The sequence below is a fragment of the uncultured Salinibacterium sp. genome, assembly GCF_963974405.1.
Taxonomy (GTDB): Bacteria; Actinomycetota; Actinomycetes; order Actinomycetales; family Microbacteriaceae; genus Rhodoglobus.
The window spans coordinates 404,964-425,205 of the sequence record NZ_CAXBBH010000001.1 but is presented as its reverse complement, the minus strand read 5'-3'; the positions used below and the strand labels follow the sequence as shown (position 1 = coordinate 425,205).

Annotated in this window: 20 protein-coding genes; 7 read left to right on the top strand and 13 right to left on the bottom strand. The window is 61.6% G+C overall.

Annotation, left to right across the window (positions count from 1 at the left end; all coding sequences use genetic code 11):
* Nucleotides 1–6: 6 nt before the first annotated feature.
* Nucleotides 7–645: a TrmH family RNA methyltransferase gene (locus AACZ26_RS02065; protein ID WP_339618729.1), complete on the bottom strand. Its 639-nt coding sequence runs from the start codon at nt 643–645 to the stop codon at nt 7–9.
* An 84-nt stretch (nt 646–729) separates the two neighbouring features.
* Here AACZ26_RS02065 and AACZ26_RS02060 point away from each other — a divergent pair, with 84 nt between their 5' ends.
* Together AACZ26_RS02060 and AACZ26_RS02055 are read left to right on the top strand one after the other, a co-directional pair.
* Complete coding sequence (locus AACZ26_RS02060; protein ID WP_339618728.1) at nt 730–1,590, top strand: site-specific DNA-methyltransferase; 861 nt, start codon at nt 730–732, stop codon at nt 1,588–1,590.
* Nucleotides 1,587–2,360: an HAD-IIA family hydrolase gene (locus AACZ26_RS02055; RefSeq protein WP_339618726.1), complete on the top strand. Its 774-nt coding sequence runs from the start codon at nt 1,587–1,589 to the stop codon at nt 2,358–2,360. Before AACZ26_RS02060 ends, AACZ26_RS02055 begins: the two co-directional genes overlap by 4 nt.
* Here the strand turns inward: AACZ26_RS02055 and AACZ26_RS02050 are convergent.
* Genes AACZ26_RS02050 through AACZ26_RS02040 form a run of 3 tightly spaced genes read right to left on the bottom strand, consistent with a single transcriptional unit; the run spans nt 2,357 to nt 4,212 of the window.
* Nucleotides 2,357–3,469, bottom strand: a complete 1,113-nt coding sequence (locus tag AACZ26_RS02050; protein WP_339618725.1) for a septum formation family protein — start codon at nt 3,467–3,469, stop codon at nt 2,357–2,359. The two genes, AACZ26_RS02055 and AACZ26_RS02050, sit on opposite strands and share 4 nt — an antisense overlap.
* On the bottom strand, nt 3,466–4,017 hold the full coding sequence (gene pyrE, locus AACZ26_RS02045) for an orotate phosphoribosyltransferase (protein ID WP_339618724.1): 552 nt from the start codon (nt 4,015–4,017) through the stop codon (nt 3,466–3,468). Before pyrE ends, AACZ26_RS02050 begins: the two co-directional genes overlap by 4 nt.
* 30 nt (nt 4,018–4,047) lie before the next feature.
* Nucleotides 4,048–4,212 carry a hypothetical protein gene (locus tag AACZ26_RS02040; RefSeq protein ID WP_339618723.1) on the bottom strand — a complete coding sequence of 55 codons (165 nt, stop codon included), beginning with the start codon at nt 4,210–4,212 and terminating at the stop codon, nt 4,048–4,050.
* Between the two features lie 71 nt (nt 4,213–4,283).
* Here AACZ26_RS02040 and AACZ26_RS02035 point away from each other — a divergent pair, with 71 nt between their 5' ends.
* On the top strand, nt 4,284–5,120 hold the full coding sequence (locus AACZ26_RS02035; protein ID WP_339618722.1) for an exodeoxyribonuclease III: 837 nt from the start codon (nt 4,284–4,286) through the stop codon (nt 5,118–5,120).
* Nucleotides 5,121–5,123: 3 nt separating this feature from the next.
* Here AACZ26_RS02035 and AACZ26_RS02030 read toward each other — a convergent pair whose 3' ends face one another.
* The gene (locus tag AACZ26_RS02030) at nt 5,124–7,289 is read right to left on the bottom strand and encodes an AAA family ATPase (protein ID WP_339618721.1); all 2,166 of its coding nucleotides are present in this window, start codon (nt 7,287–7,289) and stop codon (nt 5,124–5,126) included.
* A 190-nt stretch (nt 7,290–7,479) separates the two neighbouring features.
* Between AACZ26_RS02030 and AACZ26_RS02025 the strand changes: the two genes are divergently transcribed.
* The gene (locus AACZ26_RS02025; protein ID WP_339618717.1) at nt 7,480–9,147 is read left to right on the top strand and encodes a hypothetical protein; all 1,668 of its coding nucleotides are present in this window, start codon (nt 7,480–7,482) and stop codon (nt 9,145–9,147) included.
* Nucleotides 9,148–9,172: 25 nt separating this feature from the next.
* Here AACZ26_RS02025 and AACZ26_RS02020 read toward each other — a convergent pair whose 3' ends face one another.
* Nucleotides 9,173–10,537, bottom strand: coding sequence for an NAD-dependent succinate-semialdehyde dehydrogenase (locus AACZ26_RS02020; RefSeq protein ID WP_339618716.1), 1,365 nt, complete (start codon nt 10,535–10,537; stop codon nt 9,173–9,175).
* Between the two features lie 85 nt (nt 10,538–10,622).
* Nucleotides 10,623–12,155, bottom strand: a complete 1,533-nt coding sequence (locus AACZ26_RS02015) for a PucR family transcriptional regulator (RefSeq protein WP_339618715.1) — start codon at nt 12,153–12,155, stop codon at nt 10,623–10,625.
* 164 nt (nt 12,156–12,319) lie between these two features.
* On the opposite strand from AACZ26_RS02015, the gene gabT reads away from it, so the two are divergent.
* From gabT to AACZ26_RS02000, 3 genes are all read left to right on the top strand, one after another.
* Nucleotides 12,320–13,681 (top strand): 4-aminobutyrate--2-oxoglutarate transaminase, encoded by a 1,362-nt coding sequence (gene gabT / locus AACZ26_RS02010; RefSeq protein WP_339618713.1) that lies wholly within the window; start codon nt 12,320–12,322, stop codon nt 13,679–13,681.
* 119 nt (nt 13,682–13,800) lie between these two features.
* A complete protein-coding gene (locus AACZ26_RS02005) occupies nt 13,801–15,267 on the top strand; it encodes an NAD-dependent succinate-semialdehyde dehydrogenase (RefSeq protein WP_339618711.1) in 1,467 nt (488 codons plus the stop codon).
* Between the two features lie 219 nt (nt 15,268–15,486).
* Nucleotides 15,487–16,623 (top strand): methyltransferase, encoded by a 1,137-nt coding sequence (locus AACZ26_RS02000; RefSeq protein ID WP_339618709.1) that lies wholly within the window; start codon nt 15,487–15,489, stop codon nt 16,621–16,623.
* Between the two features lie 18 nt (nt 16,624–16,641).
* Here AACZ26_RS02000 and AACZ26_RS01995 read toward each other — a convergent pair whose 3' ends face one another.
* The 6 genes from AACZ26_RS01995 to AACZ26_RS01970 all read right to left on the bottom strand — a co-directional run bounded on the left by AACZ26_RS01995 (nt 16,642) and on the right by AACZ26_RS01970 (nt 20,197).
* Entirely contained in the window at nt 16,642–16,881 is a 240-nt protein-coding gene (locus AACZ26_RS01995) for a toxin (RefSeq protein WP_339618708.1), read from the bottom strand.
* On the bottom strand, nt 16,878–17,141 hold the full coding sequence (locus AACZ26_RS01990) for a ribbon-helix-helix protein, CopG family (protein WP_339618706.1): 264 nt from the start codon (nt 17,139–17,141) through the stop codon (nt 16,878–16,880). Before AACZ26_RS01990 ends, AACZ26_RS01995 begins: the two co-directional genes overlap by 4 nt.
* Before the next feature lie 71 nt (nt 17,142–17,212).
* Complete coding sequence (locus tag AACZ26_RS01985; RefSeq protein ID WP_339618704.1) at nt 17,213–18,025, bottom strand: shikimate 5-dehydrogenase; 813 nt, start codon at nt 18,023–18,025, stop codon at nt 17,213–17,215.
* A gap of 7 nt (nt 18,026–18,032) precedes the next feature.
* Nucleotides 18,033–19,175: a hypothetical protein gene (locus AACZ26_RS01980; protein ID WP_339618701.1), complete on the bottom strand. Its 1,143-nt coding sequence runs from the start codon at nt 19,173–19,175 to the stop codon at nt 18,033–18,035.
* Nucleotides 19,172–19,501 (bottom strand): PadR family transcriptional regulator, encoded by a 330-nt coding sequence (locus tag AACZ26_RS01975; protein ID WP_339618699.1) that lies wholly within the window; start codon nt 19,499–19,501, stop codon nt 19,172–19,174. The genes AACZ26_RS01980 and AACZ26_RS01975 overlap by 4 nt, the downstream gene beginning before the upstream one ends.
* Before the next feature lie 90 nt (nt 19,502–19,591).
* Complete coding sequence (locus AACZ26_RS01970) at nt 19,592–20,197, bottom strand: dihydrofolate reductase family protein (RefSeq protein ID WP_339618697.1); 606 nt, start codon at nt 20,195–20,197, stop codon at nt 19,592–19,594.
* Between the last annotated feature and the right edge of the window lie 45 nt (nt 20,198–20,242).

Sequence of the window (20,242 nt, the reverse complement as noted above, 5' to 3'; positions counted from 1 at the left end):
TGTTCCCTACTTCGTGAAGCTAACGTGCTGGGTTATCCAATTGTGCATCGCTACAGCGGCCGCGGCGGAAGCATTAATAGACCGGGTCGAACCGAACTGGCTGATCTCCACCACATCCGTCGCGGCGTCGATCGCTTCGGGCGACAGCCCGGGGCCTTCTTGACCGAAAAGCAGCACGCAGCGCTTCGGTATGTCAAAAGTTTCGATAATGACGCTGCCGGGCACGTTATCGATCGCAATGATCGGCAACTCGTTGGCTTCAGTCCACTCGACGAAGGCCGCGACATCCGGATGATGCAGCACGTGCTGGTAACGGTCAGTGACCATGGCGCCGCGTTTGTTCCAGCGCCGCCGCCCAATGATGTGTACGGTGTCGGCACCGAACGCGTTGGCGCTGCGCACGATGGAACCGATGTTCATGTCGTGCTGCCAGTTCTCGATGGCCACGTGGAATGGATGCCGCGTCACGTCGAGATCGGCGACGATCGCTTCCATGTTCCAGTAGCGATACCGGTCAATAACGTTGCGGGTATCGCCGCGTTCGAGCAGCACGGGGTCGTAGTGGGGTTCGGTGGGCCATTCGCCCTGCCACGGCCCCACCCCGTTGGTCGACAGCTCGACGCTGGGGTTCGGTTCAGTCACCATTCCACGATAGTCGCCACGCACCACGCTGATGTACCTTTCGGGCTAGGCGCAACACAGCAGAGCGTGGACTGTTAATCTCAAGGAATGCACCAGCACTGGACTCCCGATGGCCCCGACCTTGTGGTGCATGGGGATAACCTTCCCATCATCAGTGCTCTCCCCGACGAGAGCTTTCGACTGATCTACATCGACCCGCCGTTCAACACGGGGCGCACTCAGCGTCGCCAGGCGCTGACCACCCAACGGTCGGCCGAAGGCACTCGGGTGGGATTCGGCGGCAATAGCTACGACACCATCAAGGGAATCTTGTACTCCTACGACGACACTTTCGCCGACTATTGGGAGTTTCTCGAACCCCGGCTGCAGGAAGCATGGCGGCTACTCGACGACCGAGGCACCCTCTACCTCCACCTCGACTACCGAGAGGTGCACTACGCCAAAGTTGCCCTCGATGCCCTATTTGGCCGCGACAGCTTTCTCAACGAAATCATCTGGGCCTACGACTATGGCGCTCGCGCCACCAAAAAGTGGCCATCGAAGCACGACACGATTCTGGTTTACGTCAAGAACCCCAAGAACTACTACTTCAACAATGAAGAAGTCGATCGCGAGCCCTATATGGCTCCCGGTCTGGTGACGCCCGAGAAAGCAGCGCGCGGCAAGCTGCCCACGGATGTCTGGTGGCACACCATCGTCTCCCCCACCGGCAAAGAAAAGACCGGCTATGCCACCCAGAAACCGGAAGGAATTCTGCGGCGCATTATTCAGGCATCCAGTCAGCCCGGAGACTGGGTACTCGACTTCTTTGCGGGCAGCGGAACAACAGGAGCGGTTGCGCAGGCCCTCAAACGACGCGTCGTGCTTGTGGAACAAAACCCCGCCGCGGTCGAAATTATTACCGGTCGGCTGTCATCCCAGACTGCGTTCGCTAAAGTGAGCCCATGAGAAATCGCGACGAAATCGAGTGCTGGCTCACCGACATGGACGGCGTGCTCGTTCATGAAAACCACCCCGTACCCGGTGCTTCCGAACTCCTGCAGCAGTGGCGTGACGAGGAGAAGCCCTACCTGGTGCTCACCAATAACTCGATCTTCACGCCGCGCGACCTCAGCGCACGCCTCAAAGCATCAGGTCTCGACGTGCCCGAGTCGGCCATCTGGACCTCCGCTCTGGCCACAGCCGACTTCTTGAAAGAGCAGATTCCCGGCGGCAGCGCCTTCGTCATCGGTGAGGCGGGCATCACAACCGCCCTCCACGAGGCCGGTTTCATCATGACCGAAACCAACCCCGACTACGTCGTCATTGGCGAAACCCGCAACTATTCGTTCGAAGCGATCACCAAGGCCATCCGCCTCATTGGCAACGGCAGCCGCTTCATTGTGACCAACCCGGATGCCACGGGCCCGAGTGCTGACGGACCCCTGCCCGCTACGGGTGCCGTCGCGGCCCTCATCACCAAGGCCACCGGTCGCGAGCCGTACATCGTGGGCAAGCCCAATCCGATGATGTTCCGCTCGGCGCTCAACAAGATTGGTGCCCACAGCGAGACAACCGGCATGATCGGTGACCGCATGGACACCGACATTGTTGCCGGCATCGAAGCCGGACTGCACACTGTCTTGGTTCTCACCGGAATCAGCGATCAGAAGGAAATCGACCGCTACCCGTTCCGTCCGAACGAAGTTCTCGACAGCGTCGCTGACCTGCTCAACTAGTTCGCGGGCTTTTGCGGCTGGGCGACTGATGCCGTGAGGGCATCATCGCCGGCTCGCGTCGCGAAGCAGTAGTAGTCGCGGTTTCCGGCATCCCACTCGTCCGCTGTCGCGGGGAAGTTTGTCACAACTTCAAGATCAGCGACTGATCTCGCTGCCGCAAAGTCGATGACGGCATCGGTCGAGCAGGCCTTCGCCGTGCGGGATGCGAGCTGTTCGGCATCCGGATAGGGCTCGGATGCCTCATCCTCAAATTGCCCGATCGTCAACAACTGGGCTGCATGAGGTTTCGCACACTCGATAACGGTGTACTCCTGCTCCCATGCGGACGCGAAGGGCTCAAGGCATTCGCCGCCCGCAAGCTCATTCCACTGGTAAGTGCCGGGAGCGACCGGACCAACGACAGGAACCTCCGCGGTGGCAGTGGGCGTTGGCGTCGCCGAAGCGGCGGCGACTGGCGCGGCAGTCTGGCCGATCCGAGTGCCGAGCAGGAACAGGGCAACCAAGGCGAGGGCGGCAACGAGGCCACCGGCAATCGACAGGGCGATCATCTGACCGCGCGGAATCGGGGGCCGTGGGGGCGCAGTAACTCGCTGCCGTACGACGACGGTCGATGATTGCGGGGTGAGACCCTGATCGTCGTACTCGACAAATTTGTCTTCGCCAAAGATGTCGTCAACCGAGTCATGGTCAACAGACTCTGCTTCCGCGGAGATTCCCGCGAGCGACTGGGCGCTCAAGACCTCTGTCGCGCCCTCGAGCGCAGGGTCGATAGCGGCCGGAAGGTAGCTCTGGCGTCGCGTGGGGAAGTCCATGGCCGCGGTGGGGAGGTCCGCGACATCCATTGCCCCGGTGGGCAGGTCGGCAATGTTCATCGCTTCTGTTGCGGGCGGCTCAACTGCAGGCGTTTCAGCGGCGGGCAACTCGATCGCAGGCGGAAGCTTGAGCAGACCCGGCAGCTCAGGGTTTACCGGTGCAGCGGCAGGCGGTGTCGCAGCGGGCTGCGCAGCGGCAGGCTCCTCGGGCTCGCTCGGCTTCAGTCCCCAGTTGAAGAAGGACTGTGGAGGTTTGGTGCCGTCATCGGCATCCGAAAATTTGTCTCCCGACGTCACGGAGTCAGCCCCAACTCACCCAACCCAATGGCCGAGAAGTACGGGTAACCTGCTGCCTCGATACGTTCTTTGGCGCCCGTGTCGCGATCGACAACGACGGCGACACCGGCAATGATCGCGCCGACCTTTTCGAGAGCTTCGATGGCGGCAAGGGGTGAACCACCGGTGGTCGACGTGTCTTCAAGAACGATGACGCGCTTGCCCTCAAGTTCTGGGCCCTCGACCTGACGGCCGCGACCATGGTCCTTGGGCTCCTTGCGCACGACGAAAGCGTCGTAGCTGAGACCGCGAATGGCACCCTGGTGAAGAATTGCCGAGGCAATCGGGTCAGCCCCCATCGTCATCCCGCCGACAGCGACAATGTCGGGAATCTCAGCGATGAGGTCAATCATGACCTGACCGATGAGAGGTGCGACACGGTGGTCAAGGCTCACGCGACGCATGTCGACGTAGTAGCTGGCCTTCTTTCCGCTCGTCAAAGTGAAGTCGCCGTGGAACACGGCATCGGCGGAAATGTGCTCAATGAGCTGCTGCTTGGCGTCGGTCACGAGTACAGAATACCCACTGTGGCGAGTGCTTTAGAGGATCGTCTCGCCCACGATCAGCAAAGCACCGGTGAGAACGACACCCACGAAACCTAAGAACGCCACGATGGTAGCGTTTCGGCGGTCAAGGCGGTCGGCCAACTCCGCTTCTTTCGTGCACCGCTCCGCTTCGTCGTCTACGAAAGCGCGCGTGTGCATATTTCGACACTACGTTCAGCGTGCAACGCTGTCGTCGCCCAATCTGGGGGTAGACCTATTACCGTTGAACCATGCGCATTGCCACCTGGAACGTGAACTCCATCAGAACCCGAGTTGGTCGCGTCGTCGACTGGCTTCTTCGCGAAGATATTGACGTTCTCGCGATGCAAGAAATCAAGTGCAAGCCGGAGCAGTTCCCAATGGACGCCTTCACCGAGGCTGGCTACGAGGTAGAACTCCACGGGCTCAACCAGTGGAACGGCGTCGCGTTCGCGAGCCGCCTCCCGATGGATGATGTCACGATCGGCTTCGATACCCAGCCCGGTTTCGGCAAGGCTCTCGACGACGGCACCGTGCCCATCGAAGCCCGCGCCATTGGCGTCACGGTTGAGGGCGCGCGCCTGTGGAGCCTGTACGTGCCCAACGGCCGTGAGCTCGACAACCCCCACTACCCCTACAAGCTCGAATGGCTCACGAACCTCAAGACGCAGGCCGCCCAGTGGATGAGTGAGAACCCCGAGCAGCCGCTGGCGCTGATGGGCGACTTCAATATCGCCCCCTTCGACCACGACGTCTGGGACATCGCGGCGTTCGAGGGCAAGACTCACGTGAGCGACGCCGAGCGGGCTGCCTTCCGCGCCTTCGAAGAGGCCGGGATGATCGATGCTCTGCGTAGTCGGAACATTGAGGGCTACACCTACTGGGATTACCAGCGCCTGCGGTTCCCGCGCAACGAGGGCATGCGCATCGACTTCGTGATGGGTTCGCCCGCTTTCGACGAACTCGTGACCGAGGCATCCATTGATCGAGAAGAGCGCAAGGGCGATGGCCCAAGCGACCACGTTCCGGTCGTCGTCGAACTGGCGATTGATACCGAGAACGACGACGATCGGCCGATGTTCCTCTAGCCGCTACGGCGTGGTGGTTCCGGGGCCCTGCGTAACCTCAAGACCGTCACCAGCACTATCGAGACCTACCAGCACGGTATCTCCATCGCGAATCTGACCCGCAAGCAGGGCCTTGGCAAGTTTGTCGTCGATTTCGCGCTGCATGAGTCGACGCAGCGGTCGCGCACCATAGATCGGGTCGTAGCCGCGCTCGGCAAGCCAACTGCGGGCATCCGGAGTTACCGCTAGTTGCAGTCGACGATCAGTGAGGCGCTTGCTGAGACGATCAATGTCGAGTTCGACGATCTGACTGAGGTCGTCAGTTGAGAGCGGCTGGAAGACCACAATGTCGTCGAGACGGTTAATGAACTCAGGCTTGAATGACTTGCGTACGAGGTCGTCAACGGCGGATTTGCGAGCGTCCCACGGCAATTCTTGATCGGTGATGAACTGGCTGCCCAAGTTGCTGGTCAGAACGAGAATCACGTTGCGGAAGTCGACCGTGCGGCCTTGACCATCGGTAAGTCGACCGTCATCGAGCACTTGCAAGAGAATGTCGAAGACTTCTGGATGAGCCTTCTCGACCTCATCGAGCAAGATCACCGAATAGGGGCGCCGACGCACAGCCTCTGTCAGCTGCCCGCCTTGCTCAAAACCGATGTAGCCAGGAGGGGCACCGACTAGGCGTGAGACGGAGAACTTCTCGCCGTATTCGCTCATGTCGATGCGAACGAGAGCTTTTTCATCATTGAAGAGATACTGCGCCAGAGCCTTCGCGAGCTCTGTTTTTCCCACACCAGTCGGGCCGAGGAACAAGAACGAACCCGTCGGTCGATCGGGGTCAGAGATGCCGGCGCGCGTGCGACGCACGGCTTCAGACACCGCCTGTACCGCATCTTTCTGGCCGATAAGTCGCTTGCCGAGTTCCGCTTCGAGGTGCAGCAACTTCTCGGTCTCGCCCTCGGTGAGCCGGTCGACAGGGATGCCCGTCCATGCCGCCACCACGGAGGCAATGTCTTCTTCGGTCACTTGGTCGTTGACCATGCGCGGTCCGGATGGCTCGTTGCTTTCAGCCTTTTCGAGCGCCGCGATGATCGCGGGAATTGTCTCGTACTCGAGCTTTGACACCTTTTGGTAGTCACCATCGCGCATTGCTCGCTCTGACGAAATACGGGCGTCGTTCAGGCGAGTTTTCAACTCACCGACATCGGTAAGGCTCGACTTCTCAAGCTTCCAGCGAGCTTCGAGTTCGTTCAGCAGCTTGCTCTGCACTCCAAGATCTTCGCGCAGCTTCGCCAGCCGCGCCTTGGAGGCTTCGTCTTTCTCCTTCTTGAGCGCGTGCTCTTCAATACGGAGACGATCAACCGCTCGCTTGAGCTTGTCAATCTCCACGGGAGACGAATCGATCTCCATCTTGAGGTGACTCGCGGCCTCATCAACGAGGTCAATTGCTTTGTCTGGCAGTTTGCGGCCCGAGATGTAACGGTTGCTGAGAGTAGCCGCAGCAACGAGAGCGGAGTCGGCAATGGTTACTTTGTGGTGCGCTTCGTAGCGCTCCTTGAGTCCGCGCAAAATCGCGACGGTGTCTTCAACCGAGGGTTCGCCAACGAACACTTGCTGAAAGCGGCGCTCGAGAGCGGCATCCTTCTCAATGTATTGGCGGTATTCATCAAGCGTTGTCGCACCGATCAGTCGCAACTCACCGCGCGCCAACATCGGCTTGAGCATGTTGGATGCCGCAACCGAGCCGTCGCCACCACCAGCGCCCATGAGGGTGTGCAGTTCGTCAATGAAGGTGATGATCTCACCGTCGGAGTCTTTGATCTCTTTGAGTACAGCTTTGAGGCGCTCTTCGAATTCACCGCGGTACTTCGCGCCAGCAACGAGAGCAGCGAGGTCTAGGGAGATGAGCTGCTTATCTTTGAGGGAGTCAGCAACGTCACCGGCGATGATGCGCTGAGCGAGACCCTCTACAACGGCGGTCTTTCCCACGCCAGGCTCACCAATGAGAACGGGGTTGTTTTTCGTGCGCCGAGTGAGCACTTGGCTCACTCGACGAATCTCTGCGTCACGCCCGATCACAGGGTCGAGTTTGCCGCTGCGGGCAATCTCTGTGAGATTTACCCCGTACTTCTCGAGGGCACTTTTTTGCTCCTCGTCAGTGCTTGGGGCCCCCTGCATGTTCGCCATTGCATACCCTCCGTAAACTTGAGTTAAGACGACTCAAGTTTATACCGGCTTGTCCTCCCGTGGCTAGGCAAATGCTGTGCGCTCACAGAGAACCACCCTCGGGTGAACTGCTTGAGGTTTGACTCTAACCGCGGTTCTGCCCCACTAAGACGGGGAGTGCGATTCGCCCGGCGGCTGGGATAATTTGGGAATGGCCTTCGCTCTCTCTGATATCGACGCTCCCACCGAAGGCGAACAGTGGCTGCTTCGTGCTGAAGAACTCTTCACGGCCGAAGAGTTTGTTCCTGCCCTCAGCGCCGCCAACCAGGCAGTGCTCGCGACAAGTGGATCGGCGCGCGTCACCGCTCTCGGCGTCGTTGCCGCGTGTTGTGTGCAGTTGGGCCAAGCGGAAACCGCCGAGACAGTTGCGCAGCAACGTCATGACCTCCTGCTCGAGCTCGATCGACCACTCGAGGCCGACAGCCAAGCCCGAATGGGGTTGGCGCTTTTCGGCCGTTCCGAACCATTTGACCTCGCGGCGCTCGAACGTGAGTCAAAGGCATCGGCAGCCCTCCCTCCGCGGCTGCACGCAATTACCCTACTCGCCCACGCCGAGGTGATGTGGCGCCAATCGTTCCGAGATCTCGAGAACATCCATGCCTCCGCGGGACTTGCGTACCTCCAAGCGGATCTCGCGGAAGATCCGGGTTCGATCCAGTTCCGCGCCCTACGCTTTCTCGTTCAAATCGCATACGACGCCGGTGACGCAGCGCGCATGCTGGAGTTTGGAGACAGGCTCCGTGCCTCGGCGCGAAACAGGACGGAACAGGCCGAAGCGCATACGTTTCACGCCCTCGCTCTCAGCGGCCTAGACAAACCGGCCGAGGCTCTTCGCTCTGTCAACCGCGCGGTCGATCTCTACCAAGCAATCGACGTTACTGAACGTCTCTACTCAACCACTATCCTCAGCGGTCGGATCGCGGTCGATGCGCGAGAACGGCCGATTGCTCTGGGGAGATTTCGAGACGCGGTGACCATCGCTGATCAGATGGGAATCGACAACAGCGAAGCGCGCAAAGCGGTCGCGAACACTCTCGTGGCGACAGAAAACCATACCGAGGCCATCGGTATGCTCACCGAGGTCTACAACCACGAAACATCCACCGGTGCATCCCCTGAAATTCGCGCTGAAAGCCTCGAATTCATGGCGCACTCCCTCGCAGCGACCGATCAGCTGGATGCCGCGATTCAAGTCTGGACGATGGCCGCGAATCTCTACACCGAGGCTCGCGCTCTCGACGATCTGGCCCGCGCCAGCCATAGCGCCGCAGCCATCCACACTCAGCGAGACGAACATGAAGCTGCCCGGGCAGCGTTGACGATAGCGGCCGCGGCCGTGCGTGAATCGGAGGGTGACGGAGCTCTCTATGTGAACGTCTTGCAGTCGCTCGGCACGACTCAGGCACATCTCGGAGACCGCTCTGCGCTCACAATCTTCGACGAAGTGGCGGCGGAAACCCACCAGAATCAGGCAACGTGGCTGTGGGCGGCAACCCTTGCGGCCAAGGCTCGCGCCCTGCATATCCTCGGTGACCCTCAGGATGCCGTCGAGCAGGCCACCAAGGCCGCGAATGCCTTGCGCACAGCCAAAGACTCCAGCGGTGCTCTCACGATCGAGCGCTTCGCCGCTCAGGTTCTCGCCGAGCAAGGTCGCCACAAAGAGGCCATCAAACTACTGAAAACTGTCGTGAAAAACGCGCGCGGTGACGCAGAAATGCTCGCGGGAGCCACCAGCGAACTCGCCGACTGCTATGACGCCGTGGGAAAGAAAAGACGAGCTACGGGCACGCGTTCCCTCGCGGAAAACACGCAGCCGTAGCTCGTCCCCTGAAGCGCGGCGCGAGTTACGGGCGCTTGACCAGCTTGCGGTTCATGAACTCGTCAATGCCGTGAGCGCCAAGCTCGCGACCGGTGCCAGAGTTCTTGACCCCACCGAAAGGCAGCTCGGGAGCATCCGCCCCGACCTCGTTGATGTAAACCATGCCAGCGTCGATGCCGTCAGCGAGGCGATCGGCCTGCTCGGCATCCGTCGTGAAGACGTACGAGCCGAGACCGAACGGCGTCGCGTTGGCGAGCACGATGGCCTCTTCTTCACTGCTGACGCGGTGCAGTTGCGCAACCGGCCCGAAGAATTCGGTGATGTACGCGGGGTTCTCGGGGCTGATGTTTTCCAGCACAGCAGGCGCAAACTTGGTGCCGTCACGCTTGCCGGTTCCCACACGCAGGGTAGCGCCAGCAGCAACAGCCTCGGCGACTTGCTCTTCGAGACCCTTGGCGGCGGCGAGCGAACACATCGGGCCGAGCTCGGTGCCCTCCTCCATGGGGTCGCCCACGGTGATGGCCCCCATCGCGGCGCTGAACTTCTCGGCGAATTCTTCGTAGAGCGAGTCGATGATGACGAAACGCTTGGCGCCGTTGCAGGCCTGGCCATTGTTGTCGATGCGGGCGGCAACGGCAGCCTCAACGGTGGCATCCATGTCATCGGTCGACATGAGGATGAACGGGTCAGAGCCGCCCAATTCGAGAACGCTCTTCTTGAGGTTGGCCCCGGCCGCAGCACCGACGATTGCGCCGGCGCGTTCGGAACCCGTAAGGGAGACTCCCTGGATGCGCGGGTCATCGATCATTGCAGCGATCTGGTCGTTGTCGGCGAGCACATTCTGGTAGCCGCCGATTGGCAAACCGGCTTCGTGAATGAGCGCTTCGAGCGCCGCCGACGACTCGGGGCACTGCTGCGCAGGCTTCACCAAAACGGGGTTGCCGAGAACGATGCTGGGGCCGGCGAAACGAGCGATCTGGTAGATCGGAAAGTTCCACGGCATGATGCCGAGGATGGGTCCGATGGGGCTCTTGCGAATCCAAGCGGTGCCAGCTCCGGCAGGAATCTGCTCATCGGCAAGGAACTCTTCTGCGTTGTCGGCGAAGTAGCGGAAAATGTCAGCAGAGAACTCAACTTCGCCCACTGCCTGTGCCAAAGGCTTTCCCATTTCGCGCACAATAATCTCGCCGAATTCGTTGGCGCGTTCAGCGAGCAAATCGGCAATGCGAGTCACGATCGCTGCGCGCTCTTTTACCTGATCACGGTTCATTCCGCCGTTGTATTCGGAGTGCGCTGCGGCGACTATTTGCTCAATGACTTCGTCACTCGCAGCAGGGTGCGCTTGACCCTCTTCGCCGGTGTAGGGATTGATCACTTGAAAAGTCTTCATGAGAGGTTCCTCGCTGCTCGAAAAGGACCGGCGACGCCGCCGAGAATTGTTCGTAGGCTACATGCGAAAACCTAAAAATTGGAAGTTAGGGTTTTTCGCTAAGGTCAATCGCGGCCAACATTGCCCACAACTCGGCGCGGCCCTGGAAAGTGTCGAGGCTCAGATTGGTGAGCTCGGAGAGCCGCTGCATCCGCGACTTTAGACCGTGCCGATGGATGCCCAGCTCACGCGCCGCAGGATCCCACTGCCCGTTGTGCCGAAGCCACACTTGCGCGAACCGCAGCAGCCCGATTCCTTGGGTGGATTCGATCACGCTCGCGAGTCGAGCGTGCGCAATATCGGCGACCGAACTCGTGGCTAGCAGACCGAAAAAACTCTCTCCGACGAGGCTCGCAAATTCGGTGACCGTCTCAGGCGGCGCCGCCTCGAGCGAACGAACCGCCTGAGTGATCGCGACCGTGAGCTCCGGCCAGCCAACCTCAGCCGATAACCCAACCGTGAGATCGCTCACCCCAAAGAACCGACGTTCCACCGCAAGCTGCTTCGCATCAATCAGCACAAGCAAATGCCGACCATCCGCCACCGCAAAAGTGCGACTGTCTGCTCGCGCCGCCCGCCGCTCCAACACATCGCGCACGCTCGCGCTCGTCTCGCTCAGGTCGAGCGCCGCCACCGCAAACCGCTCGGCCGGCAACTCGATTCCCGCCACCCGCACCGCACGCCGCACACTGTCGACCCGGCCATCCTTCAACAGCTGAAACAACTGCTCCAGAATCGCCCGATGCCCCACCCGCAGATTCTCGGTCTGCTCGAGCGACACCTCGGCGAGCGCCGCCAATACCGTCATCACCGAACGATCCAGCGCCCCAAATTCGGTGTCGCGAACCCACGCGATGGCCCCACACAGCCTCCCTGTTGAGCCGAGAGTCTGCACGACGCGATGCTCGTCCGCTGCGTCGTCGGCGACGCGTGCGCGACGAGCCCGAGCCAGCAGTTCGGTGACCGACTCGCGGATGCCGGGGGCGGCATCCGCGAGTCGTTTCGCGTTTTTCTCGGTGTCGGGTTCGCTCACGAGCTCGCCGTCGGCGTCGAAGATCCACACTCGGCAGCCGAGGTGCTCGGCGGCAACGGTGGCGGCCGCAGCGAGTCGTCCTTTGCCGACGGCGGCACGAGCGATGTCGTTTTGAGCGGCGAGGGCGCGGTCGAATCCGGCGCGGGCTTGTTCGGCTTCGTTGTCGGCGACGAGCCGACTGATGGCGATGAACGGAATGCGGTAGGGCACTTCGAAGAGCGGGAGGGCAGCGGTGGTGCAGGCCGCCACGAGGCCGGCGGGTACTCCGTGGGTGATGACTTCGGTGCCGAATCCGATCGCGGCGACCCCGGCGCTGACGAGTCGGGCGACGTAGGCTTCGAAGTTGGGAGTGGCCGCCGAGTCGGCTCCGTCAACGAACTGGCGCCCGGTCGTCAGCAGCAACTGCCCCTCCGACACGAAGGGGGTCGGGTCGTCGAGGTCAGAGTTGTGCACCCAGGTGACAGAGCGTTCGAAGGTCTCCCGGTCGGTGAGCGGGCGCAGGGCAAGTCGCTCGGTCGCGATGATCTCGCTGAGGGGTGTGGGCATGGCAATCCTCCTGCTGCCATTCTGTCATCATTGGCCGCAAAGACTGCCATTTTGTGACTGTTGCGTTGAGCATCCGCGCACTAGGTTGAACCAAACGTTTTCTGCACGACGCGGCTCGTTTTCACAGCACGCAGGTCGTCTACACAGATTGGATACCGGTGGCCATGTCTACTTCTTCCCTCGCTCCCACGGCCCCGGTCGGCGGCCCCTCGCTTCCGCAGAAGCGGGACCTCGTCACCGCTATCCCCGGCCCGCGCTCGCTCGAACTGCTTGAGCGCAAGAAGCAGTCCGTTGCCGCCGCAATCGGCATCACTCTTCCCGTCTTCGTCGAAGCTGCCGGTGGCGGCGTGCTTCGCGACGTCGACGGCAACACCCTCATCGACTTTGGGTCCGGCATCGCTGTGACCGGTGTCGGCAACTCGGCGCCCGCCGTTGTCGAAGCCGTCACCGCGCAGGTCGCCCAGTTCACCCACACGTGCTTCATGATCAACGGCTACGAGAGTTACATCGAGGTCGCCGAGAAGCTCAACGAGATCACCCCCGGCACGCACGAGAAGCGCACCGCGCTCTTCAACTCCGGCGCCGAAGCCGTCGAGAACGCCATCAAAATCGCCCGCTACTTCACCGGCAAGCAGGCCGTTGTTGCCTTCGACCACGCGTACCACGGCCGCACCAACCTCACGATGGGCCTCACCGCCAAGTCGATGCCCTACAAGAGCGGCTTCGGCCCGTTCGCGTCGGAGATCTACCGCGCCCCCATGTCGTACCCGTTCCGCGATGGCGGAATCAGTGGCGAGGATGCCGCAGCCCGCGCCATCCTGCAGATCGAAAAGCAGGTCGGCGCCAGCAACCTCGCCGCGATCATCATCGAGCCCATTCAGGGCGAAGGTGGCTTCATCGAACCAGCCCCCGGATTCCTCCCGGCACTCAGCGAGTGGGCCACCGCCAACAACGTGATCTTCATCGCTGACGAAGTGCAGACCGGTTTCGCTCGCACGGGAGACCTCTTCGCTTCCAACCACGAGAACCTCGTTCCCGACATCATGGTGACCGCCAAGGGCATCGCCGGCGGCCTTCCACTCTCGGCAGTGACCGGCCGCGCCGATGTCATGGATGCCGCTCACGTCGGCGGACTCGGCGGAACCTACGGCGGAAACCCGATCGCCTGTGCCGCAGCGCTCGCCACCATCCGCACCTTCGAAGAGTCGGGCGCCATCGAGCGTGCCCGCGAAATCGGCACCATCTTCCGTGGTCGCCTCAACGGACTCCGCGCCGGCGACCCCCGCATCGGAGACGTTCGCGGCCGCGGCGGAATGATCGCCATGGAACTCGTCGACCCCACCACGAAAGAACCCGACGCCGCCCTCACCGGACGGATCGCGGCTGCAGCGCACGCCGCCGGTGTTGTCGTACTGACCTGTGGAACCTATGGAAACGTCATCCGCTTCCTCCCGCCGCTCTCGATCTCCGACGAGCTCATCGCCGACGGCCTCGACGTCGTTCGCGATGCTCTCGCCAAGGCTTAGTTCACCGGCAGCGGGCACTGGGCGCGCGCTCAGTGCCCGCCCACGCGGCGCCAAGCCGAAGCTCAGCTAGCGCTGTTTGACTGACTCGCAGATTTCCCACCACGAAAGGTGTACACCGCATGACGAACTCCACCGAAACTCAGCTCCTCGACGCAGTACCGAACCAGTTGTTCATCGGCGGCCAGTGGATAGCGGCATCGGGCAGCAAGACACTCGACGTGACGGACCCCGCTACCGGCAAGGTCATCCGCACCATTTCGGATGCCTCGGCCGAAGACGGCATGCGCGCCCTCGACGCCGCAGTGGCCGCTCAGGATTCCTGGGCCGCGACGCCCGCTCGTGAGCGTGGCGAGATTCTGCGTCGCACTTTCGATCTCGTGCAAGAGCACCGCGATGACCTCGCCCTGCTGATGACGCTCGAGATGGGCAAGCCGCTCGCTGAAGCCAACGGTGAAGTCACCTACGGTGGCGAGTTCTTGCGCTGGTTCAGCGAAGAGGCCGTGCGCATCTCGGGTCGATTCGGCAACACCCCTGAGGGCACGGGTCGCATGATCGTGTCGCAACGCCCGGTTGGCCCGTGCTTCTTGATCACCCCCTGGAACTTCCCCCTCGCGATGGCGACCCGCAAGATTGCGCCCGCGCTGGCCGCCGGCTGCACGGTCGTTGTCAAGCCTGCAGCGCTCACTCCGCTCACGACTCTCTTCCTGGCGAAGCTCTTCGAAGAGGCGGGCCTTCCCGCTGGCGTGCTCAACGTGGTGACGACGTCGAGCTCGTCTGAAGTGTCGGAGCCGATCATTGCCGACTCTCGCCTGCGCAAGCTCTCGTTCACCGGCTCCACTCCGGTCGGCAAAGCACTCATCAAGCAGGCCTCTGAAAACGTTCTGCGCACCTCAATGGAACTCGGCGGCAACGCCCCGTTCGTTGTCTTCGATGACGCCGACCTCGACAAGGCGGTCGACGGCGCGATTGCCGCGAAGTTCCGCAACATCGGTCAGGCCTGCACCGCGGCCAACCGTTTCATCGTGCACAGCTCGGTTGCGGCCGAATTCGCCGCCAAGGTTGCCGCTCGTGTCGCCGACATGAAGATCGGTCGCGGCACCGAAGATGGTGTCAACATCGGCCCGCTCATCAACGACAAGGCCGTCGACAAGGCCGACGAGTTGGTTCAGGATGCCGTGAAGCGCGGCGCAACTCTCGTCTCCGGTGGCAAGCGTGTCGAGGGCGATGGAAGCTTCTATGAGCCCACGATCGTTTCGGGCGTTCCTGCCGACAGCGACATCCTGAGCGAAGAGATCTTCGGACCGGTTGTCTCGATCGTTGAATTCACCGACGAAGCTGAAGGCGTGCGCCTCGCAAACGACACCGAATATGGTCTCGTCTCGTATGTGTTCACCGAAAGCCTTGCTCGAGGAAACCGGATGATTGACGCCCTCGACACGGGAATGATGGGCCTCAACGTTGGCGTACTCTCCAACGCGGCCGCCCCCTTCGGTGGTGTCAAGCAGTCCGGCATCGGTCGCGAAGGCGGCTCGGAGGGCATCCACGAGTACCTCTCTACTAAGTACACGCTCGTCCCCAACAGCTAATGTGCGATTGCATCCCGTCAACACATATAGAGGAATGTCCTCTGTGCATTGACGAGCCGAACATCACACGCGGCTACAACTAGGTTCCGTTGAGCGAGTGGCCCCACTAGTGCCGGGGCCGCTCGCTCTTTGGGTTAAGGAGTGCCGCAGGGCGCTCGGCTACGATTAGCGTCAGCCGCTCAGCCTTGCTGCGGTGCCGCGCCACCGAAAGAGCTCCCCATGTCTGACCACGTTTTCGCCACTCTGCGACGTTGGCCCGATGTCGAAGCTCCCAACCTTTTTGCGGTGGATGCGAGTGATCGCCTCATCCTTGATGAAGCGGAATCTCAGTTGGCCGATCTCCAACCTGGTGAGCTTGTCGTGATGGGTGACAACTACGGGGCGCTCACCCTCGGGGCTGCCGCGCTGGCGGGGTGCCGTGGCATCCGGGTTTTTCAGGATTCTTTGGTGTCAGAGTTGGCATTGGCGTCGAACGCGGGCGATCTGGTTGACCGCTACGAATCGCACACGCTCAATGGCTCGTTGCTATCGGGTGCACGTGTGGTGCTGATGCAGTTGCCGCGCAGCCTGGCCGAGCTGGATGAGTGGGCGCAGGCCATTGCCCGCCATGCTGCCCCCGATGTCACGGTGATTGCGGGTGGCCGCCTCAAGCACATGACGCTCGCGATGAATGACGTGTTGGCGCGTTCCTTCAATGAAGTGAATGCGGGGCGTGCCCGGCAAAAGTCGCGCACTCTGACCGCGCTCGGGATTCGGCATGACAATGATGGACAGCGCTACCCCACAACCTCAGTCTTGCGGGAGCCGGAGCTCCCCGTCGATGAGCTCACGGTCAGCGCCCACGGTGGCGCCTTCGCCGGGGCCACCCTCGACATTGGCACGCGTTTCTTATTGACGTTTTTGCCCGAAATGAAGGCGGATGCCGGCAGCGCGATCGACCTCGGCAGCGGCACCGGCGTGCTCGCCGCGTCGCTCGCTCTCGCCCGCCCCGGCCTCAACGTTGTCGCGATTGACCAGTCCATCGCCGCCGTAGCCTCGACCCGTGAAACGGCTGACGCGAACGGTGTCGAGGCGCGAGTTGAGGCCGCGCGCGAAGACGCTCTCACCGAACGCCCGGCGGCCAGTGCTGATCTGATTGTGTGCAATCCGCCCTTCCACACCGGCGCGACAGTGCATGCGGGCGTTGCTCTGCGGATGCTGGCTGACGCCCGCCGCGCGCTGAAACCCGGCGGAGAACTGTGGGTCGTTTTCAACACCCACCTCGGGTATCGCGACTACTTGAACCGCACCGTCGGCCCCACCCGCCAGGCCGGACGCAACAGCAAGTTCACGGTGACGGTTTCGGTGCGGGCGTAGGTGCTTTCCAAGTAATTTCTAGGGCAGCAGATCCAGCATCTGCGGCCGAGCATTCATAGCGTGGATGATTAGCTCGTTTCCGCTGTCGAAAACGAGAACAACCGTCTCAAGGAGACGACCCTGCGTGTCGAACCCCAGGCGAAGTTGGCGCGCGGGCGAGTCATCATCAAGGTCTTCGATCCAGAGCGACCATGTCGCAGCTTGGATTGAGTCTTCCGACCGAACGCCGTGTTTGAGAGCCGAATCGTGAACCTTCACGCGACGTATGAGGTGAGTGCGTCGCGGATCGCCTCCGACCGCGTCTTGTGCTCGCGTGCCGCGCGGGCATCGAGCGCGGCAAGTTCATCTGGAGTGAGCCGAAGCGCCACAACCTGCGAAGGTTCAGCGCCTCGCCCAGGGCGGCCACGACCGCGCTCTTTCAACTTGGCGACGTCATACCCAGCTTCTGCCTCAGCAGCCCATGCGGCGATCTGCTCTTCCGTGACGGGCACTCCGTTTACCGATTCGCCTATACTCATGTGTTTAATGTAATACGAAAATAGACCATCGACAAGGGAAGCCTGTAGCGGGTCAGTCACAGAACGAGCCACTACTCCCGCGAGAACGCCGAAGCACGTGCGATCTGGTCGGGCGTCGGCGTGACGCCGGTGTAGCGAACGAATTGCGCCGCAGCTTGGAGCGCGATGACTTCAGCGCCCGTGATGACGAGTTTTCCGGCATCCCGAGCGGCCCGAATGAGCGGGGTCTCGGCCGGGAACGCCACCACATCGAACACCGTCTGCGCGGCGCGGATGTGGTCGGGCGTGAACGCGAGTTCTTCGGCAGCGTCGCCCGCCATCCCGAGAGGGGTGACGTTGATAATCACCGCGTGGCCCGGCTGCGGGGTGACGCTCACGGCGCGGTAGCCATACTTCGCGGCCAGCGCTTCGCCGGCCTCGACATTGCGGGCAAGCACCGTCAGGTCGGCGAAACCGGCACCGTGGAACGCAGCGACGACCGCTTTCGCCATGCCACCCGATCCGCGAACCAGCACCGACAAGCTCGGGTCGAGCTGGTGGCGTGCGATCAGATCCGCGACAGCTTCGTAGTCAGTGTTGGATGCCGTGAGCACGCCGTCATTGTTCACGATCGTGTTCACCGACTCGATCGCTGCGGCGGAGTGCTCGACAACATCCACAAGCTCAAGCACTGCCTCTTTGAACGGCATCGAAACGGAACAACCGCGGATGCCCAGGCCTCTGACCCCGGCGATGGCATCCTCAATGTTGCTCGTCGTGAAGGCTTTGTAAATGAAGTTCAGGCCGAGTTCTTCGTACAGATAGTTGTGAAATCGCGTGCCTAGGTTTGAGGGGCGTGCGGCCAGCGAAATGCACAGCGTCATGTCTTTATTGAGGATTGGCATTGACCCATTATGGTCGCGCAGATTGCAGTTGGCGCCGTGCTTTCATGGTGTTCCGCTCTCCACCGACCACGAGCACAATCAACGCCACAAGCGTCCAACGCGCGATGAGCATCAACAATTCAACAGGCTGGGTCGCCGCGACATCTGAAGACCCCAGGTTCAGAAAAACAAGAATTGACCCGTAGGAAAGGAGAACTAGGCTCAGCGCTCCGAACGAAAGTGCCATTACCCGACGGATCGTCGCCCACCGGCTGAGCCCGAACAGAGCAACCGTGACCGCGCTAACAACTCCGATAACAATCCACAATCCGAGAACCGTCGTCACCTGACTTTCAAATTGCACTTTGAGCGTCATCCAATCTTCAAAGAAGGCACGATTGGATTCAGTAAAGGGGAGCTCAAACACGAGCGGAGTGCGGGCATCCCAGAGCGCACTCGCGTGAAGAAAACCAACGATCGCGGCCGTCGCGACAAGGAGCCCGCCCGCGACCGAGGCAAGCAAGAGTTCGCGTCGCATGCGCCGTGACGGAGCCTGTTCAGCCGGGCGAAGTTCTCGCCACGCCACCCTGCAAGCAACAGCAACGAGAACGATCGCCAAGGGATAGATCAAGCTTCCCGGCGTAAAGGGCCCCAGCACGGACATCCACCAGAATTGGATGCCGTGCGCGCCCGAAAAAATGGCAGCGGTGCTCGCCATGACGAGAAGGGCCACGGCAAGACGTATCCGACGTGTGATGCCTGCAGTAGCAAAGGCCAAGATCAGAGCCAGTAGCGGTGCGACGATCCCGAAAGCGAGCAGGAGCATCGACGCGGTGAACGTGATGAAGTCATAGGCCGTGTTACCGACGAATCCACCTGCGCTGAGAGTGGATACCTGCACGATCGCCAACACCGCGACGCTCAAGGACAGCCCGACGGCAAGCCTTGCCCGAGCGGTTACGGTCCACCCGCGCGCCGAGCCTAGATTCGGGAGCACTCGGCCATGAGCCATGGCGAATGCCATCGAGCCCGCGGCGATTTCTCCTGTCCCAATGCCCAGCTCAGGCGCATCCCGCAAATCTGCAAGCCATTGCTCCCGGTACCTGGCGCGGGATTCCGGCGGCAGAAGTGATGCAGCGACGCGCACGATTAATGTCGAGAAGGCGCTCATGCTGTCACCGCCGAAGTAGCAATGACACTGGGAGCAGCTTTCGGACGTCGGGCCTCAACGAATGATGCAATCGCCGCTCGAGCAGCAACCGCACCGCCATCGGTGAGCTCGTAGTAGCGACGTCGCGGACCTGGTCGCGAGTCATCTTCTTCCCAACGAGAGGCGACCCATCCCAACGATTCCAGTCGTTCAAGGATCGGGTACACACTTCCTGCGGGGCGGCCGCTTTCCTTAATTACCCGCAGCCCCCAGAGAGCGTCGGATGATTCGACGAACGTGTGCAGAACGTCGATGGTGGCGGGGGTGACCCGAGTCAATGGCTGCATGGCTCAAAACTAGCTATATAGAGATAGCTTCTCCTGCCCCAGTGCGAGGGTCAGCGATCGCCACGGGTCACCACCGAGCTCGGCCACCCGCTACCCGGTGCGGCGGTAGCGGATGTGGGTGGCCAGCGGCGACTGCAGAACTTCAACTGGCTCGAAACCAAACGTTTCGATCCCATCGAAGAGTCGCTCGCCAGCGCCAAGCAACACAGGAGTAATGTCGAGCGTCAACTCGTCGATGACACCGGCGAGGAGCGCTTGCCTCACTGTGGATGCCCCTCCCGCGATGTCGACGCCCTTGCCCGCGGCCATCTCAAGCGCCTGCGCATAGGCGGCATCAAAGCCGTCGGTGACGAAGAAGAACGTTGTCCCGCCCTCCATCTCGATGGGCTTGTGCGCGTGATGAGTGAGCACGAAAACGGGGGCGTGGTACGGCGGCTCGGCACCCCACCACCCACGCCAGTCTTGATCCCACTCCCCGCGGATCGGCCCAAACATGTTGCGGCCCATGACATACGCACCGCGCGGGCGCATGAGCCAGCCGCTCGCAGTCCGGTCGGCTTCGTTCGTGCGCGCATCACCGAGGTGCCAGCTGTGCAGCTCGAGTCCACGCTTCCCGAGCGGATTCTCAAGGCTCTGCTCGGGGCCGGCAACGAACCCGTCGAGCGAGACTGACCTGTGGCAGGTGGTTTCTGACATTGACGACCCCTTTGGCGGACGTGGCTATTGGTGCCCAGTGGTCGG

Coding starts and splice junctions, on each gene's coding strand:
- AACZ26_RS02055 (WP_339618726.1), top strand. CDS start 1,587: ATGAGAAATCGCGACGAAATCGAGTGCTGGCTCACCGACATGGACGGC.
- AACZ26_RS02025 (WP_339618717.1), top strand. CDS start 7,480: ATGGCCTTCGCTCTCTCTGATATCGACGCTCCCACCGAAGGCGAACAG.
- AACZ26_RS01980 (WP_339618701.1), bottom strand. CDS start 19,175: ATGAGCGCCTTCTCGACATTAATCGTGCGCGTCGCTGCATCACTTCTG.
- AACZ26_RS02060 (WP_339618728.1), top strand. CDS start 730: ATGCACCAGCACTGGACTCCCGATGGCCCCGACCTTGTGGTGCATGGG.
- AACZ26_RS01975 (WP_339618699.1), bottom strand. CDS start 19,501: ATGCAGCCATTGACTCGGGTCACCCCCGCCACCATCGACGTTCTGCAC.
- AACZ26_RS02030 (WP_339618721.1), bottom strand. CDS start 7,289: ATGGCGAACATGCAGGGGGCCCCAAGCACTGACGAGGAGCAAAAAAGT.
- AACZ26_RS02040 (WP_339618723.1), bottom strand. CDS start 4,212: ATGCACACGCGCGCTTTCGTAGACGACGAAGCGGAGCGGTGCACGAAA.
- AACZ26_RS02005 (WP_339618711.1), top strand. CDS start 13,801: ATGACGAACTCCACCGAAACTCAGCTCCTCGACGCAGTACCGAACCAG.
- AACZ26_RS01985 (WP_339618704.1), bottom strand. CDS start 18,025: ATGCCAATCCTCAATAAAGACATGACGCTGTGCATTTCGCTGGCCGCA.
- AACZ26_RS01970 (WP_339618697.1), bottom strand. CDS start 20,197: ATGTCAGAAACCACCTGCCACAGGTCAGTCTCGCTCGACGGGTTCGTT.
- AACZ26_RS02065 (WP_339618729.1), bottom strand. CDS start 645: ATGGTGACTGAACCGAACCCCAGCGTCGAGCTGTCGACCAACGGGGTG.
- AACZ26_RS02035 (WP_339618722.1), top strand. CDS start 4,284: ATGCGCATTGCCACCTGGAACGTGAACTCCATCAGAACCCGAGTTGGT.
- AACZ26_RS02015 (WP_339618715.1), bottom strand. CDS start 12,155: ATGCCCACACCCCTCAGCGAGATCATCGCGACCGAGCGACTTGCCCTG.
- AACZ26_RS02000 (WP_339618709.1), top strand. CDS start 15,487: ATGTCTGACCACGTTTTCGCCACTCTGCGACGTTGGCCCGATGTCGAA.
- AACZ26_RS02020 (WP_339618716.1), bottom strand. CDS start 10,537: ATGAAGACTTTTCAAGTGATCAATCCCTACACCGGCGAAGAGGGTCAA.
- gabT (WP_339618713.1), top strand. CDS start 12,320: ATGTCTACTTCTTCCCTCGCTCCCACGGCCCCGGTCGGCGGCCCCTCG.
- AACZ26_RS01990 (WP_339618706.1), bottom strand. CDS start 17,141: ATGAGTATAGGCGAATCGGTAAACGGAGTGCCCGTCACGGAAGAGCAG.